Genomic DNA, 13387 nt, shown 5'->3' with positions numbered 1-13387 from the left:
TCATTTTGACGGCTGACTTTGCATCACCGCGATCGCCGCGCCGAGCGGATCGACCAGCACGCTGAAGCGGCCGATGCCCGCAATGTCGCGCGGCGGCATCGCGATCCGTGCACCCAGCGATTGTGCTTTCGCGGTCAAGGCGTCGCAGTCGGCCACGCGCACATAAGGCAGCCAGTTCGAACCGTCATTGGGCTGCGGGGCCTTCATCAGGCCGGCCCGTGGTATGCCGTCCTTTTTGAGCAGGTAATAGGTGCCCATTGGCCCCATGTCCATACCTTCGCTGGTGAAGCCGAAGGCACTCTCGTAGTAGGTCAGGGCCTTCTTTTCGTCGGTCGTCACCAGCTCGCTCCAGTACCAGTCGCCCACGGCGATTTCGGCGATATCGGGCGGGTCGCCTCGCGTGCTTTTCCAGATGACGAATTCGGCTCCGCTCGGGTCGGCCAGCAAGGCGGCACAGCCGACAGCACCGTACTCGATGGGCGGCATGAGGGGTTTGCCACCGGCGGCAATCGCGTCCCTGAACGAGGCATCGATATCCGGTACGGACAGGTAGGGGATCCATCGCACGGGGGTGCCCACCGGCGCTTCCCGAAAGCCGCCGATGCCGTGCCCGCCGTGATGAATCATCGGATAGGGAACGCTGTCCGCTATCTCGACCGTATCGGTGCGCCAGCCGAACAGCGCGTCGTAGAAGGTGCGTGCCTTGGGAATGTCGCGCGACAGGTGCTCAAACCAGACGAATTTGCCGTGATGGTAGTCCATGGGGTGCTCCTCGATTCAAGGCGTTGCGTTGCTGCGCAAGCGGTTGACTTCCACTTCGGTGACCTGCTCGGCCTGGTTCCCCCAAGACGTGCGGATGTGGGTCAGCACGGCGGCAATATCGGCGTCGCTCAAGACCAGCACGTAGGGCGGCATGCCGAACGGGCGTGGGTTGCCTCCAGTGGCCGGCGGGAAGCCGCCATACAAAACCATTTGCACCAGGTTGGCAGGGGAGTCCATCGTCACGGCGCGGTTGCCGGCCAGCGTCGGGTACGCATGCGGAACCCCCTGGCCCGCATCGCCGTGGCATTGGGCGCAGTTGTCCTTGTACAGCCTGGCGCCCAGCAGGGCCACGGCGGGATTGATCGGGGTGTGCGCGCGTGCTGCAGGCAATACGTCCGCATGTCCGGCGGGCAAGTTCTTCAGATACTGGGCCATGGCGACCAGATCTTCCTGCGACAAATACTGGGTGCCACGCAGCACCGCCTCGGCCATCGGGCCGGTGACCCAGCCGTGGCGGGTCGCCCCGGTTTTGAAGAGCTCGACGATGTGCGGTATGTCCCAGTCGGCCACGCCCGCCTCAAGCGGCGATTCCAGCGACGGTGCGTACCAGTTTTGCAGTGGAATCAGCCCGCCGGCCAGGTCCAGCGAGCTGGAGGTGGCCCCCAGCGCGTTGCGCGTGGCGTGGCAGGCACTGCAATGGCCCAGGCCCTGCACCAGATAGGCGCCGCGGTTCCATTCGGCCGTACGGGTGGGGTCGGACACATAGGCCCCGGGCTTGAAAAACAGGGCACGCCATACCGCCAGTGCCGCCTGCGTGCTGTAGGGCCAGCGCAGCGCATGCGGGCGGTTGGCCTGGTGCACCGGCGCCAGCGTGCGCAGCCAGGCGTAGATCGCATCGGAGTCTTCGCGCGTGACCTGCGTGTAATTGGTGTACGGGAACGCAGGGTAGAGCAGGCGGCCGTCCTTGGCGCGGCCATTGTGCAGGGCGCGCCAGAAATACGCGGACGACCAGCTGCCAATGCCGGTCTCGTTATCGGGTGTGAGGTTGGATGTGTACACGGTGCCGAAGGGCGTGGGCAAACCCAGCCCCCCCGCGAAAGCCGCGCCGCCACGCGCGGTGTGGCAGGCCATGCAGTCGCCGGCCCGCGCCAGGTATTCGCCGCGCGCCACGGTGGCGGCCGCCGGCGCACCGGCCGATGCCGCTGTCATGGGAGCCGACACATCGGGCTCGTCCCGCACATTCAGGTGCCACACCAGGGCTGCCAGGCCGGCCAGCACGACCACGCCACCGAGAAGGGTGATGCCGAGCTTTTTCATGGTTTGGCCCCCTCAGGCGGGGGCGCGCTGCCGCAAGGCAACGGCAAGGGAGCCGGTAGCGACGTTGCCGGATGCGTGTCGGCCGGCAGCGCCTGCGTCGCCAGCCAGCTGGACGCGGCATTCACTTCGGCCAGGCTGAGCCGCTGCGCCACCTTGGCCATGCAGTCGGGCGCGTGGGCGCGGCGCTGCCCGGTCCGAAACGAGCCCATCTGGCCGTTGATGTAGTCGCGCGGCAGCCCGAGCAGACCCGGAATGTTGGGTGCCACGCCCGTGAGTGCCTGGCCGTGGCACTGCACGCAGGCCGGAATCTGGCGCGCCGGGTCGCCCTGAGTGACCAGCAGCTGCCCCATGCGCAGCACCTCGGGCGTGGCGGCCAGCTGCGCCGCGGAGGAGGGCGCTGGGTAGGGCACGTCGATCGAGGAAAAGTATTGCGCGATCTCCATCAGGTAGGTGTCCGACAGCAGGTCCACCATGCCGGTCATCAGGCCGTAGTGGCGGCGCCCTTCGCGAAAGTTGATCAGCTGGTTGTACAGGTAGCCCGCCGGTTTGCCCGCGATGCGCGGGTAGTAACCGTCCGGCCCGGCCCGGCCCTGCTGGCCGTGGCAGGCCGTGCAAGCCTGTGTGCGCTGGGCAATGGTGTCCTCAAAAGGCGCGGCCGCCAGGGCGGTGCGGGTGGTGCAACCGAACGCGAGCAAGGCCAGTGTGGCGAAAAAGAGGTTCGAAAAAAGAGGGTGTTGGAGTTTCACGATGGACGAAATCATGCCTCATCAAAGGCGGCTTTGAAAGTTCTGTGCCATTGGCCCGGTGGGGCTGGCGTGCGCGACCGATGGATTTCAACAAAAACGGTCCGCAGCCTATTATCGACTTCGATGGTTAGCTATCAAAAATATAGTGATCTATCAGCCAGGCCACTCGATGACCACGCTCGATGCGGGATGCGCCACGCAAGGCAGGATGAAACCTTCCTGCTTTTCCTCAAGGCTCAGCCCCGGCCATTCGATCCGGTAAACCACACGCCCCTGGCGCAGGCGGCAGATGCAGGTGCGGCAGGTGCCGTTGCGGCAGGAACTGGCCAGCTCGATGCCGGCGCGCAGCGCGGCTTGCAGCAGCGGCAGGTCGGCCGGCGCATCGAAGCGCAAGCCCGCGGGCTCCAGGCGCGCGTCAAAAATTTCGACCGGCTGGTCCTCGCCCACGCTCATCAGGCAAGCTCCGCACCACGGGGCGCGGCCCTGCGGCTCATGCCGGCCCGCCGTGCGTTTGCGGATGGCCCTGCTCCGCCCTCCCGAATACCAGCAGCAGGTTGTTGGCCGGCATCGCGATCTGCTCGCGCAGCCGCAGGCCGGCCTGGGCCGCCTCGTGCGCCACGTCGGCCAGATGCCGGATGCCCCAATCCGGGTTGCGCGCGCGCAGGCTCTGGTCAAAGGCCAGGTTGCCGGGCGCGGTGGCGACGCCGTCCACCAGATACGGGCCGTAGGTCAGCAGCACGCCGCGCGGTGCCAGGTGCCGCGCGGCGCCACGCATCAGCGCCGCGCAGGTCGGCCACGGCGCAATGTGCAGCATGTTGGCGCAGAAGATGGCGTCCACCACACCGACGCCGGGCCAGTCCCCGTCCATCACATCCAGACGAACCGGCGGGCGCACGTTGACCAGCAGACCACCGGAGCCATCTCGCACACACCAGGCGGCGATCGACGCCAGCGCATCCGCCTGCGGATCGCTCGGCTGCCAGGTCCAGCCCGGCAGACCAGAGGCGAAGTAGGCCACATGCTGCCCCGTGCCGCTGGCAATCTCCAGTGCCGCGCCGCGCTTGGGCAGCAGGCGCTGCAGGACTTCCAGAATCGGCTGCCGGTTGCGTTCGGCGGCGGGGCTGTGCTGGCGCAAATCGCTCATGTGAGCCCCCACGCCCGCCACTGCGCGTGCTGCGCTGCCCCCCGAGGGAACGCAACTTGCTCGGGGCGGCCCGTCGCTGCGTTCATGAGCGTGGCGCGCTGGAGCCCAGCAGTTTCCCGAACTCGGTGCCAAACCGGTGCGCAGCGACGGGCTGGCGCGCGCTTGACCTCGTCTTCAACGCACTCGTCGTAGGTGCGGTAGTAGCGCCCGAGCCAGGCGCAGGTGGCCGCCCAGGCGCTCATCTCCAGCAGCTTGGTCAGCGCCGTGGTGGTTTTGCCCGACAGCACCGACAGACCGGCCTTCTCGCGCGAGCGCGCGGCCAGCAGCACGCCGTGGCAAATGGCGCCCACGGGCTTGCCCCACGCAAAAAATTCCGCCACGTGCGTCTGCAGCAAATTCGATTCCAGATAGGGCCGCATGCCGGGCGCATGGCCGCGCGCCAGCAGCAGGGCATCGAAGTCACCGCTCTTGATGTCCTCATAGCGCAGCGGCTGGCGGAAGGCCTCGCTGCGCGCCATTGCCTCGTAGGCGCGCCGGCCGTTGGCATCGGCCATCAGGATCGGGGCCAGCAGGCCCAGTCCCTGGCCCGTGAGCATGCGCGGATCGGCGTGGCCGGTCGTGCCGTCCGGCGTGGCAAACACCAGGCGATGGCCGAGCGAGGCGAGGATTTGCCACGGCACGGCAGTCTCGGTCGGGTCGAAGTCGGTGGCCGGGATCGGGACAAGGATGGTCGCCATAAGGTCTTTGCGTTGCAAAGCCGATTATCCCTTTCGCGCAGCGGCGCCCCAGGCGGTAAAAGCCAATGCCTGGCCTGGCACTGCCATCGTGTGATCAAAATGACGAGGGCGGCTTTTGCGGCGACAATTCTGCTCCCTTTGAATTTTCAATCCCCAATTTCACAAGTCACCCGTCATGTCCAGCACGCCCATTTACGAGGTTCGCCCCGCCACCCTGAATGACGCCCAGGCCGTCGCCGATATCCACGCCAGCGCGTCGCAGGCCGCCTACAAGGGGCTGGTGCCCGACGAGCATCTGGGCAGTCTGCCCGCGATCAAGCGCCTGTCACTGTGGCGCGAGGCCATCGAGTACGGCGATCCCCAAGTGGTGGTGGCGCTGGAAGGTGACAAGGTGGTCGGCTTCGCCGGCTTTGACCGCTCGCGCGACAAGGGCACGCCGGCCACCACCGGAGAAATCTGGGCGATCTACGCGGCGCCCGCGCATTGGAGCCAGGGCGTCGGCCTGGCGCTGTGGGACGGTGCGCGCGAGGGGCTGCTGGAAGAAGGCTGCACCAACGTGACGGCCTGGGTTCCGCTGCGCAACGAGCGTGCCTTGCGCTTTTTTGAGCTTGCCGGTTTCAAGCGCGAACTGTCCACGGCCAAGACGGTGCCCATGGGCGCCATCAAGGTGGAAGAGATCCGCCTCAAGCGCGCGCTGGCCTGACGACGGCCAAAGGCCATGTCAAAGGGCGGGCCTGCCCATGTCAAGCGGTTTGCAGGCGCAGCAGCCGGGCCGCTTCTTCGGCCCGTGCATCGCCAATCTCGCGCAGCACGCCATCCAGATCCACCGCCTTGCGGCTGCGCTCGAAACGGCCGGTGAGCGCCACCTCGGGGTGCAGCGCGCTGGCGGCATACAGGGCCCAGATTTCGCGGCCATAGTCGGTGGCCAGCAGCTCGGGCGCAAACTGGCCGAAATAGTTTCGCAGGTTGGCCACGTCGCGCTCCAGCATGGCGGGCGCATGGTTGTTGCCCGCCGCGTCGATGGCTTGCGGCAGGTCGATGATCACCGGGCACGCCTGGCCATCGGCGTCCACGCCCATCAGGATGTTGAATTCGCTCAGGTCGCCATGCACCACGCCGGCACACAGCATGCGCACCACTTCCTGGATCAGCGTGTGGTGGTGCTGGCGCGCCTGCTCGGGCGTGAAGGCGAGGTCGTTCAGGCGCGGGGCCGCGTCGCCGTCGGCATTGGTCACCAGCTCCATGAGCAGCACGCCCTCGTGAAAGTGGTAGGGCCTGGGCACGCGCACGCCGGCCGCGGCCAGCCGGTACAGCGCATCGACCTCGGCGTTTTGCCAGGCCTGCTCCTGCACCTCGCGCCCGTAGCGCGTGCCCTTGGCCATGGCGCGCGCCTGCCGGCTGTTTTTGGTCTTGCGGTTTTCGGTGTAGTCCACCGCCTGGCGAAAGGCCCGCTTGTTGGCTTCCTTGTAGACCTTGGCGCAGCGCGTCTCGGCGCCGCAGCGCACCACGAACACCATGGCTTCCTTGCCGCTCATGAGCTGGCGCACGACGCTGTCGATCAGGCCGTCTTCCATCAGCGGCACCAGTCTGGAGGGTATTTTCATGGCGCCATTTTGCGCTGTGTGCGTCAGTGCAGGTGCAGCAGGATCGCCAGGTAGTCAAAAAACAGGCAGTACAGCGCGATTGGCAAGGGCAGCCCCAGCGTCGTGCCGGCCAGGTACTGGCGAAACTTGACGCCCGACAGGGCCAGCGCCGCGTTCAGCGCGGGCAGGGTCTGGAACATCGTGCGCAGCAAGGCAATGCTGGTGACTGGGTGCGCGTGCAGGCGGCCGAGAATCCTGCGGGCCCAGCGGCTTTTGAGCTGCAGCAGCGCGTCGCCGCCCATGAAGCGAATGATCAAAAACGTGATGGCGCACGACATGACGGCCGCGATGTAGGTCACCATGCCGCCCCACGCCCGGCCCAGCGCGAGCACAGCCGCGGCCAGGAAGATCCAGCCCGGTATCTGGATCAGGTTGCCGAGCGAAAACATGGCGACAAAGATCAGCACGCCGCCCAGCTTGTGCGCGAGAAAGGCGTCACGCAAAAACGCGAGGCTGAAGTTGTCGCGCAGGCCAGTGAACCGGAACACCGCGAGCAGTACGCCGAAAAAAACGACCACACCGAGCAGTCGCTTGTACGGGTTCATGGCCGATTTCTTAAGGAAAATAGACCGCTAACCCTTTCAGGGAATGGACAGATAGCTATCAAAATCATAGTCACCCGATGAGCGCGGCATACATCTGGCGCAACTCGCGCTTGAGCAGCTTGCCGCTGGGGTTCTTCGGCAGCGCCTGCGCAAACACCACGTGCTTGGGACTCTTGAAGCTGGCCATGCCGGCCGCGCAATGCGCCATCACCTCGTCCGCGCTGAGCGACTGGCCGGCCTTGACCACGACCACGGCGGTGACTGCCTCGACCCAGCGCGGATGCGGCAGGCCGATCACCGCGACCTCGGACACCTGGGGCAGGCGGTAGATCATTTCTTCCACCTCGCGGCTGGCGACGTTTTCGCCGCCGGTCTTGATCATGTCCTTCTTGCGGTCCACCACCGTGATGTAGCCCTCGTCGTCGATGGTGGCCAGGTCGCCCGAGTGAAACCAGCCGCCCTCGAACGCCGCCCGGGTGCGCTCGTCGTCGTGGAAGTAGCCCAGCATCAGGTGCGGCGAGCGGTGCACGATCTCGCCCACCGCGCCGGGGGCCACGTCGCGCATCTGGTCGTCCACCACGCGGGTTTCCACATTCAGCACGGCGCGCCCGCACGAGCCCGGTTTGCGCAACTGGTCGTCGGGGCCCAGCATGGTGGCCAGCGGCGCGATCTCGGTCTGGCCATACAGGTTCCACAGCCGCACCCGGGGCAGTCGCGCCGCCAATTCGCGCAGCACCTCCACCGGCATGATGGAGGCGCCGTAGTAGCCCTTGGCCAGCGACGAAAGATCGGTCTGGTCGAACAGCGGCGAGCGCAGCAACGCGATCCACACCGTGGGCGGCGCAAAGAAACTGGTGATGCGATGCTTTGCGATCAGCGGCAGCAGGTTGTCGGGAACCGGTTTGGAGGTGATCACGTTGGTTCCGCCCACATAAATGGCCGGGCCAAAAAACACATCGAGCTGCGCGCAGTGGTACAGCGGCAGCGCGTGCAGAGTCCGGTCGTCGCTGGCAATGCCGGCGTCCACCACGCAGCTGACGTATTGCCACAGCACGGCATCGTGCGTCAGCATGGCGCCCTTGGGGCTCGACTCGGTGCCGCTGGTGTAGACGATCTGCGCCAGGTCGGTGCCGTCCAGCGCGACTTCGGGCACCGCGCCGGTGCTAGCGGCCAGCGCGTCGAACGGGGTCATGCCGGGCGCCGGTTCGCTCGGATCTTCTGACGGCAGCCAGACCAATTCGCGCACCGGGGTGTCCAGCGCGGCCCCCGCGCGGGCCAGCTCGGCCAGTCCGCTGTCGGTGGCCAGCATCTGCGCGCCCGCATGGCGCAGGATGTAGGCCACCTCGTCGGCCTTGAGCATGAAGTTGATCGGCACCAGCACCGCGCCGAGCCGCGCCAGCGCAAAACGCAGCGCCGCAAAGGCATGCGAGTTGCGCGCGAGGATGGCAACCCGATCTCCCTTGCCGACACCGCGCCCGGCCAGACCCGCCGCCACGCGTTCGGTGATGCGCTCGAACTCGGCATAGCTCCAGGTCGTGCTGCCGCAGATGACGGCGGTCTTGGCGGGGGTGCGGCGCGCGCTGCGGCGCAGGATATCGGCCAGCGTCTGGCGTCGAATCATCGGGTTCATGGCGTCTCCTTTGTCCGGGCCTGCGGCCAGGCCCCAAGGCGCACTTTACCCGCCGTCCGTGGTTCCGGCTCTTTGCATCCGGGTCAAGGAAACGACTGCATCGGGGCCGCGTTTGCCCGGATCGGCCTGAACGGGCTCGAAAACCTGCTGCCCGGATGAGACGTAGGGCATCAGCGAGTCGGCGATTTGCTGTTGCAGCCGGGCGATTCGCTGCGTGTACATCGTTGCCAGCGCGGCATGATGTTCCGCGGCGGCCTCATGCTCGATGCGCGCGAGATTGGCTTCTTCCAGGTATTCCTGGGCCTTGCGGATGTGAGCCTCAGGGCGTGTGTGGAAAAGATCGAGTCGCATATCAACCTCCTGTGGCAAAGAGCCGACTGAATGTACTGACCGAAACCAGACCCATTGAAGCAGAAATAACATTTTGTGCAAGCCCGTGAGCACTGGAGGGTGTTGCCCGGCGCCGACACCTGTTGGTGCGGCGGGGAGCGCCCATTGACACACTCCGGCGTTAGGGAACAACATGACCAGTTGCTTGCAAAACGCAAGCTTTCGATGTCTGGCCTTCACCCTATGGGAAACATCATGTCCGCACACACCTACAAGATCCTCGAACTGGTCGGCTCCTCCACCGAGGGGACCGATCACGCGATACGCGATGCGATCGCCAAGGCCGCGCTGACGGTCAAGAACATGGATTGGTATGAAGTGACCGAGTCGCGAGGGCATATCGCGAACGGGAAGGTTTCGCACTACCAGGTCACGATCAAGGTGGGCTTTCGGCTGGAGTAGCGCCGCGTGAATGCCTGGTAACTGGCGGAAGAGGTGAGATTCGAACTCACGGACGGTTTCCCGTCGCCGGTTTTCAAGACCGGTGCAATCGACCACTCTGCCACTCTTCCCAAGCCGGCCATTTTACCCGGCGTGGAGCATGCCTTTGGTTTCGATGAACGAGATCACTTCATTCAAGCCGCTGCGGGTCTTCAGGTTGGTCATCACAAAGGGCTTGAGCCCACTGGCCGTGGTGCGCATGCGCCGGGTGTCGGCTTCCATGATGCCGAGGTCCGCGCCCACATAGGGCGCCAGGTCGGTCTTGTTGATCACGAACAGATCGCTCTTGGTGATGCCGGGGCCGCCCTTGCGCGGGATTTTTTCGCCGCCGGCCACGTCGATCACATAAATCGTCAGGTCGCTCAACTCGGGGCTGAAGGTGGCGGCCAGATTGTCGCCGCCGCTTTCCACGAACACGATGTCGGCATCGGGGAAATCGATCAGCATGTGGTCGATCGCCGCGAGGTTGATGGAGGCATCTTCGCGGATGGCGGTGTGTGGACAGCCGCCGGTTTCGACACCCATGATGCGCTCGGCCGGCAGCGCACCGCTCACCGTCAGCAGGCGCTGATCTTCCTTGGTGTAGATGTCGTTGGTGATGACGACCAGGTCGTAGCGGTCGCGCATGGCCTTGCACAGCATCTCCAGCAGCGTCGTCTTGCCGGAGCCGACCGGCCCGCCAATGCCTACGCGCAGCGGCGGCAGCGTCTTGGTGCGATGGGGAATGCTATGCAGACTCATGATCGAAACAACCTCGAATATTGGGTTTCGTGCTGGCTGGAGAGGATCGCCAGCATCGGGGCGAAGGCCTGGCGTTCGCTGTCCATCAGCCCCATGGCGTGATCCACGGCGGACGGGATTTCATCGGCCAGCCGGGCCAGTATGCGCTGCCCCGCATTCTGGCCGAGTGGCACAGACTTGACGGCGGCCTGCACCATATTTTCGGCCCAGCCAAACGCGAACGCGAGCAGGCAGTCGCGAACGCTGGCCTGTGTGGCCGAGGCCGCCAATGCGAATATGACCGGGTAGGTCGGCGGCATTTGCGCGCAGGCTTCGAACTGGGGCTGGCTTGCCGTGGCCTGGTTGCGCAGCCACAGCAACAGTGACTGGCCCATTTGCCCGGTCTGCAGGCGCAGTTCGCTGCTCTCCCGGGTTTGCAGCACCCAGGCGGTGAGTTCACCCAGATGCTCCAGATCGCCGCGCCGCCAGGCTGCAATCGCCTTGGCCACAACGGCCAAATCGCCGCGTGCCAGTGTCAAGTGAAGTTGATCCACCAGCCAGTTGGATGCTATCGTTTCGGTAGTTATTCCCGCCCTGTCCACGCCGGCTTCCAGCCCTTCGGAGTATGAAAACCCGCCGACCGGCAACGCCGGGGAGGCGAGCCAGATCAACTGCAGCAGGCTCGGTGCTGGCAGGCGCTCGGTATCTTTGGGTGCACGCATCAGTGGCTGTGGTGTTCGTGGCCGTGATCGTGCCCGTGCGCATGGTCGTGCGCGCCGGCGGCGTAGGCGCCGCCCTCGGGCTCAAACGCTTCATGCGCCGGGTTCACAACCAGATGCATGGAACGCAGCAGATCGGCCAGCACGTGATCGGGCTCGATTTTGAGGTGATCGGGTTGAAGCTCGATCGGCACATGGCGGTTGCCCAGGTGATAGGCCGCGCGCGTGAGGTCGAACGCGGTCCCGTGCTCCGCACACTGGGTGATGCGCAGCACGGCCTGCGGGGCGGCAATCATGCGGATCAACGAGCCATCCTGGGCCACCAGCACGTCGCCGCCACGCACCACCGTGCCACGCGGCAGGAAGACGCCCAACGCGCGGCCGAGCGAGTCGGTTGCATAGAAACGGCTTTTCTGGCGCACATCCCAGTCGAGCTCGACGGTGGCCGCGCGCTTGACCAGGGCGCCGGCCAGGCCGGCCCCCTTGGCGATGAGTCTGGATACCTGTAGCATCAAAACAGAAAGTAGCGTTGTGTCATGGGCAGGCTGGCGGCAGGCTCGCACGTGAGCAAGCGGCCGTCGGCGCGCACTTCGTAAGTCTGCGCGTCCACCTCCATCCGGGGAGCGTAGTCGTTGTGGATCATGTGACGCTTGCCGAGGCCGCGAATGCCCCGCACGGCACTCAGGGGTTTGGCCAGCCCGAAACGCTCCTTGATGCCGGCCCGCAAACCGGCCTGCGACACAAAGGTGAGCGAGGATTTGGCCAGCGCGCCGCCAAAGGCGCCGAACATCGGGCGGTAGTGCACGGGCTGCGGCGTCGGAATGGAGCCGTTGGGGTCGCCCATGGCCGCCATGGCGATGAAGCCGCCCTTGAGGATCAGGGCGGGCTTGACGCCAAAAAACGCCGGCGACCAGAGTACCAGGTCGGCCCATTTGCCGACCTCAATCGAGCCCACCTCGTGCGCAACGCCGTGCGCGATCGCCGGATTGATGGTGAACTTGGCGGCATAGCGCTTGACCCGGAAGTTGTCGTTGCGCTGCTGGACCTGGACAGGCTCCGCCTGGCCGGGAGGAGCCAGCCAGCCGCGCTGCTGCTTCATCTTGTGCGCGGTTTGCCAGCAGCGGATGATGACCTCGCCGACCCGTCCCATGGCCTGCGAATCGCTGGAGAACATGCTGATGGCACCGAGGTCGTGCAGCACGTCTTCGGCCGCGATCGTTTCCTTGCGGATGCGGCTCTCGGCAAACGCCAGATCCTCGGCAATGGCCGGATTCAGGTGGTGGCACACCATCAGCATGTCCACATGCTCGTCCAGCGTGTTGACCGTGTAGGGGCGCGTCGGATTGGTGGAGGAGGGCAGCACATTGGCCTCGCCCACGACCTTGAGAATGTCCGGTGCATGGCCGCCGCCCGCGCCCTCGGTGTGGAAGGTGTGGATGGTGCGGCCCTTGAAGGCGGCGATGGTGTCTTCCACAAAGCCGGACTCGTTCAGGGTATCGGTGTGGATGGCGACCTGGATGTCGGTGGCTTCGGCTACGCAGAGGCAGTTGTCGATGGCGGCCGGCGTGCTGCCCCAGTCCTCATGCAGCTTCAATCCCATGACCCCGGCGTTGACCTGCTCGTGCAGGGCGCCCGGCAGGCTGGTGTTGCCCTTGCCCAGGAAACCCAGGTTCATCGGAAAGGCATCGGCCGCCTGCAGCATGCGCTCGATGTTCCACGGGCCCGGCGTGCACGTGGTGGCCAGGGTGCCGGTGGCCGGGCCGGTGCCGCCACCGATCATGGTGGTCACGCCCGAGCTCAGCGCCTCCTCGATCTGCTGCGGCGAAATGAAATGAATATGGGTATCGACGCCGCCGGCAGTGACGATGCGGCCCTCGCAACTGATGATCTCGGTACCGGGGCCGATGACCATGTCCACACCGGGCTGGGTGTCCGGATTGCCCGCGTTGCCGATGGCGGCAATGCGTCCACCTTGAAGGCCGATGTCGGCCTTGACGATGCCCCAGTGATCGATGATCAGCGCGTTCGTCAGGACCGTGTCCATCGCGCCTTCGGCGCGCGTGCGCTGGCTCTGCGCCATACCGTCGCGGATGGTCTTGCCGCCGCCGAACTTCACTTCCTCGCCGTAGCCGCCGCCGCGCAGGGTGAGGTCCTGCTCCACTTCAACGATCAGGTCCGTGTCCGCGAGCCGGATCCGGTCGCCCACTGTGGGGCCGAAGATTTCGGCATAGGCGCGCCGCCCGATGCTGGCCATCACGCGGCTCCTGGGGACGGCGCATCGAGCGCCCCCATGACGTCGCCGTGAAAGCCGAACACGCGGCGCTCCCCGGCGTAGTCCACCAGCTCCACCGTGCGCTGCTGGCCCGGCTCGAAACGCACGGCGGTGCCGGACGTGATGTTCAGGCGCATGCCGCGCGCCGCGGCACGATCGAAGCGCAGCGCGGCGTTGGTTTCCGCGAAGTGGTAGTGCGAGCCGACCTGAATGGGCCGGTCGCCCGTGTTTTGCACCGCCATGGGGAGCGTGCGGCGCCCCGCGTTCAGCAGGTGCTCGCCATCGTCGGTGAAGAGTTCTCCGGGGATCATGAAGTCATCC

At 65.9% G+C, this 13387-nt stretch carries 16 protein-coding genes, 1 tRNA gene and 1 pseudogene; 2 read left to right on the top strand and 16 right to left on the bottom strand.

Annotated features, from left to right (window positions below):
- From EUB48_RS14030 to EUB48_RS14005, 6 genes are all read right to left on the bottom strand, one after another.
- Nucleotides 1-762 (bottom strand): VOC family protein, encoded by a 762-nt coding sequence (locus EUB48_RS14030; RefSeq protein ID WP_142819695.1) that lies wholly within the window; start codon nt 760-762, stop codon nt 1-3.
- 15 nt (nt 763-777) lie between these two features.
- Nucleotides 778-2079 (bottom strand): c-type cytochrome, encoded by a 1302-nt coding sequence (locus tag EUB48_RS14025; protein WP_142819694.1) that lies wholly within the window; start codon nt 2077-2079, stop codon nt 778-780.
- Nucleotides 2076-2840, bottom strand: a complete 765-nt coding sequence (locus EUB48_RS14020) for a c-type cytochrome (protein WP_420821416.1) — start codon at nt 2838-2840, stop codon at nt 2076-2078. Before EUB48_RS14020 ends, EUB48_RS14025 begins: the two co-directional genes overlap by 4 nt.
- Before the next feature lie 138 nt (nt 2841-2978).
- Nucleotides 2979-3278 (bottom strand): 2Fe-2S iron-sulfur cluster-binding protein, encoded by a 300-nt coding sequence (locus EUB48_RS14015; RefSeq protein WP_142819693.1) that lies wholly within the window; start codon nt 3276-3278, stop codon nt 2979-2981.
- Between the two features lie 37 nt (nt 3279-3315).
- The gene (locus EUB48_RS14010) at nt 3316-3969 is read right to left on the bottom strand and encodes a DUF938 domain-containing protein (protein WP_142819692.1); all 654 of its coding nucleotides are present in this window, start codon (nt 3967-3969) and stop codon (nt 3316-3318) included.
- Complete coding sequence (locus EUB48_RS14005; protein WP_168226749.1) at nt 3966-4706, bottom strand: type 1 glutamine amidotransferase domain-containing protein; 741 nt, start codon at nt 4704-4706, stop codon at nt 3966-3968. The genes EUB48_RS14010 and EUB48_RS14005 overlap by 4 nt, the downstream gene beginning before the upstream one ends.
- 175 nt (nt 4707-4881) lie before the next feature.
- Here EUB48_RS14005 and EUB48_RS14000 point away from each other — a divergent pair, with 175 nt between their 5' ends.
- Entirely contained in the window at nt 4882-5409 is a 528-nt protein-coding gene (locus tag EUB48_RS14000) for a GNAT family N-acetyltransferase (protein WP_142819691.1), read from the top strand.
- A 40-nt stretch (nt 5410-5449) separates the two neighbouring features.
- On the opposite strand, the gene EUB48_RS13995 is transcribed toward EUB48_RS14000, so the two are convergent.
- The 4 genes from EUB48_RS13995 to EUB48_RS13980 form a co-directional block, all read right to left on the bottom strand.
- Nucleotides 5450-6310, bottom strand: a complete 861-nt coding sequence (locus EUB48_RS13995) for a PA4780 family RIO1-like protein kinase (RefSeq protein WP_142819690.1) — start codon at nt 6308-6310, stop codon at nt 5450-5452.
- Between the two features lie 23 nt (nt 6311-6333).
- Nucleotides 6334-6894, bottom strand: coding sequence for a VTT domain-containing protein (locus EUB48_RS13990; protein WP_142819689.1), 561 nt, complete (start codon nt 6892-6894; stop codon nt 6334-6336).
- Between the two features lie 70 nt (nt 6895-6964).
- The gene (locus tag EUB48_RS13985) at nt 6965-8524 is read right to left on the bottom strand and encodes an acyl-CoA synthetase (RefSeq protein WP_142819688.1); all 1560 of its coding nucleotides are present in this window, start codon (nt 8522-8524) and stop codon (nt 6965-6967) included.
- A 45-nt stretch (nt 8525-8569) separates the two neighbouring features.
- On the bottom strand, nt 8570-8875 hold the full coding sequence (locus EUB48_RS13980) for a hypothetical protein (protein ID WP_142819687.1): 306 nt from the start codon (nt 8873-8875) through the stop codon (nt 8570-8572).
- 234 nt (nt 8876-9109) lie between these two features.
- On the opposite strand from EUB48_RS13980, the gene EUB48_RS13975 reads away from it, so the two are divergent.
- Entirely contained in the window at nt 9110-9316 is a 207-nt protein-coding gene (locus EUB48_RS13975) for a dodecin (protein ID WP_142819686.1), read from the top strand.
- 22 nt (nt 9317-9338) lie between these two features.
- Here the strand turns inward: EUB48_RS13975 and EUB48_RS13970 are convergent.
- From EUB48_RS13970 to EUB48_RS13945, 6 genes and pseudogenes are all read right to left on the bottom strand, one after another.
- Nucleotides 9339-9426: transfer RNA gene (locus EUB48_RS13970), tRNA-Ser, on the bottom strand.
- Nucleotides 9427-9439: 13 nt separating this feature from the next.
- On the bottom strand, nt 9440-10096 hold the full coding sequence (gene ureG / locus EUB48_RS13965; RefSeq protein WP_142819685.1) for an urease accessory protein UreG: 657 nt from the start codon (nt 10094-10096) through the stop codon (nt 9440-9442).
- The gene (locus EUB48_RS13960) at nt 10093-10797 is read right to left on the bottom strand and encodes an urease accessory protein UreF (protein ID WP_142819684.1); all 705 of its coding nucleotides are present in this window, start codon (nt 10795-10797) and stop codon (nt 10093-10095) included. The genes ureG and EUB48_RS13960 overlap by 4 nt, the downstream gene beginning before the upstream one ends.
- 2 nt (nt 10798-10799) lie before the next feature.
- Nucleotides 10800-11306 (bottom strand): annotated as a pseudogene (gene ureE, locus EUB48_RS13955) (urease accessory protein UreE); the annotation flags it as partial.
- Nucleotides 11306-13048: an urease subunit alpha gene (gene ureC, locus EUB48_RS13950; protein ID WP_142819683.1), complete on the bottom strand. Its 1743-nt coding sequence runs from the start codon at nt 13046-13048 to the stop codon at nt 11306-11308. The gene ureC and the pseudogene ureE, both read right to left, overlap by 1 nt.
- A complete protein-coding gene (locus EUB48_RS13945) occupies nt 13048-13377 on the bottom strand; it encodes an urease subunit beta (protein ID WP_142819682.1) in 330 nt (109 codons plus the stop codon). The genes ureC and EUB48_RS13945 overlap by 1 nt, the downstream gene beginning before the upstream one ends.
- Nucleotides 13378-13387 lie beyond the last annotated feature (10 nt).

The sequence above is a fragment of the Rhodoferax sediminis genome, assembly GCF_006970865.1.
In the GTDB taxonomy this organism is placed as follows: Bacteria; Pseudomonadota; Gammaproteobacteria; order Burkholderiales; family Burkholderiaceae_C; genus Rhodoferax_A; species Rhodoferax_A sediminis.
This window is presented reverse-complemented; position numbering and strand designations above follow the sequence as displayed.

Bases quoted from the DNA above. Each gene is read 5' to 3' on its own strand.
- EUB48_RS14030 (WP_142819695.1), bottom strand. From the start codon at position 762: ATGGACTACCATCACGGCAAATTCGTCTGGTTTGAGCACCTGTCGCGC.
- EUB48_RS14025 (WP_142819694.1), bottom strand. From the start codon at position 2,079: ATGAAAAAGCTCGGCATCACCCTTCTCGGTGGCGTGGTCGTGCTGGCC.
- EUB48_RS14020 (WP_420821416.1), bottom strand. From the start codon at position 2,840: ATGATTTCGTCCATCGTGAAACTCCAACACCCTCTTTTTTCGAACCTC.
- EUB48_RS14015 (WP_142819693.1), bottom strand. From the start codon at position 3,278: ATGAGCGTGGGCGAGGACCAGCCGGTCGAAATTTTTGACGCGCGCCTG.
- EUB48_RS14010 (WP_142819692.1), bottom strand. From the start codon at position 3,969: ATGAGCGATTTGCGCCAGCACAGCCCCGCCGCCGAACGCAACCGGCAG.
- EUB48_RS14005 (WP_168226749.1), bottom strand. From the start codon at position 4,706: ATGGCGACCATCCTTGTCCCGATCCCGGCCACCGACTTCGACCCGACC.
- EUB48_RS14000 (WP_142819691.1), top strand. From the start codon at position 4,882: ATGTCCAGCACGCCCATTTACGAGGTTCGCCCCGCCACCCTGAATGAC.
- EUB48_RS13995 (WP_142819690.1), bottom strand. From the start codon at position 6,310: ATGAAAATACCCTCCAGACTGGTGCCGCTGATGGAAGACGGCCTGATC.
- EUB48_RS13990 (WP_142819689.1), bottom strand. From the start codon at position 6,894: ATGAACCCGTACAAGCGACTGCTCGGTGTGGTCGTTTTTTTCGGCGTA.
- EUB48_RS13985 (WP_142819688.1), bottom strand. From the start codon at position 8,524: ATGAACCCGATGATTCGACGCCAGACGCTGGCCGATATCCTGCGCCGC.
- EUB48_RS13980 (WP_142819687.1), bottom strand. From the start codon at position 8,875: ATGCGACTCGATCTTTTCCACACACGCCCTGAGGCTCACATCCGCAAG.
- EUB48_RS13975 (WP_142819686.1), top strand. From the start codon at position 9,110: ATGTCCGCACACACCTACAAGATCCTCGAACTGGTCGGCTCCTCCACC.
- ureG (WP_142819685.1), bottom strand. From the start codon at position 10,096: ATGAGTCTGCATAGCATTCCCCATCGCACCAAGACGCTGCCGCCGCTG.
- EUB48_RS13960 (WP_142819684.1), bottom strand. From the start codon at position 10,797: ATGCGTGCACCCAAAGATACCGAGCGCCTGCCAGCACCGAGCCTGCTG.
- ureC (WP_142819683.1), bottom strand. From the start codon at position 13,048: ATGGCCAGCATCGGGCGGCGCGCCTATGCCGAAATCTTCGGCCCCACA.
- EUB48_RS13945 (WP_142819682.1), bottom strand. From the start codon at position 13,377: ATGATCCCCGGAGAACTCTTCACCGACGATGGCGAGCACCTGCTGAAC.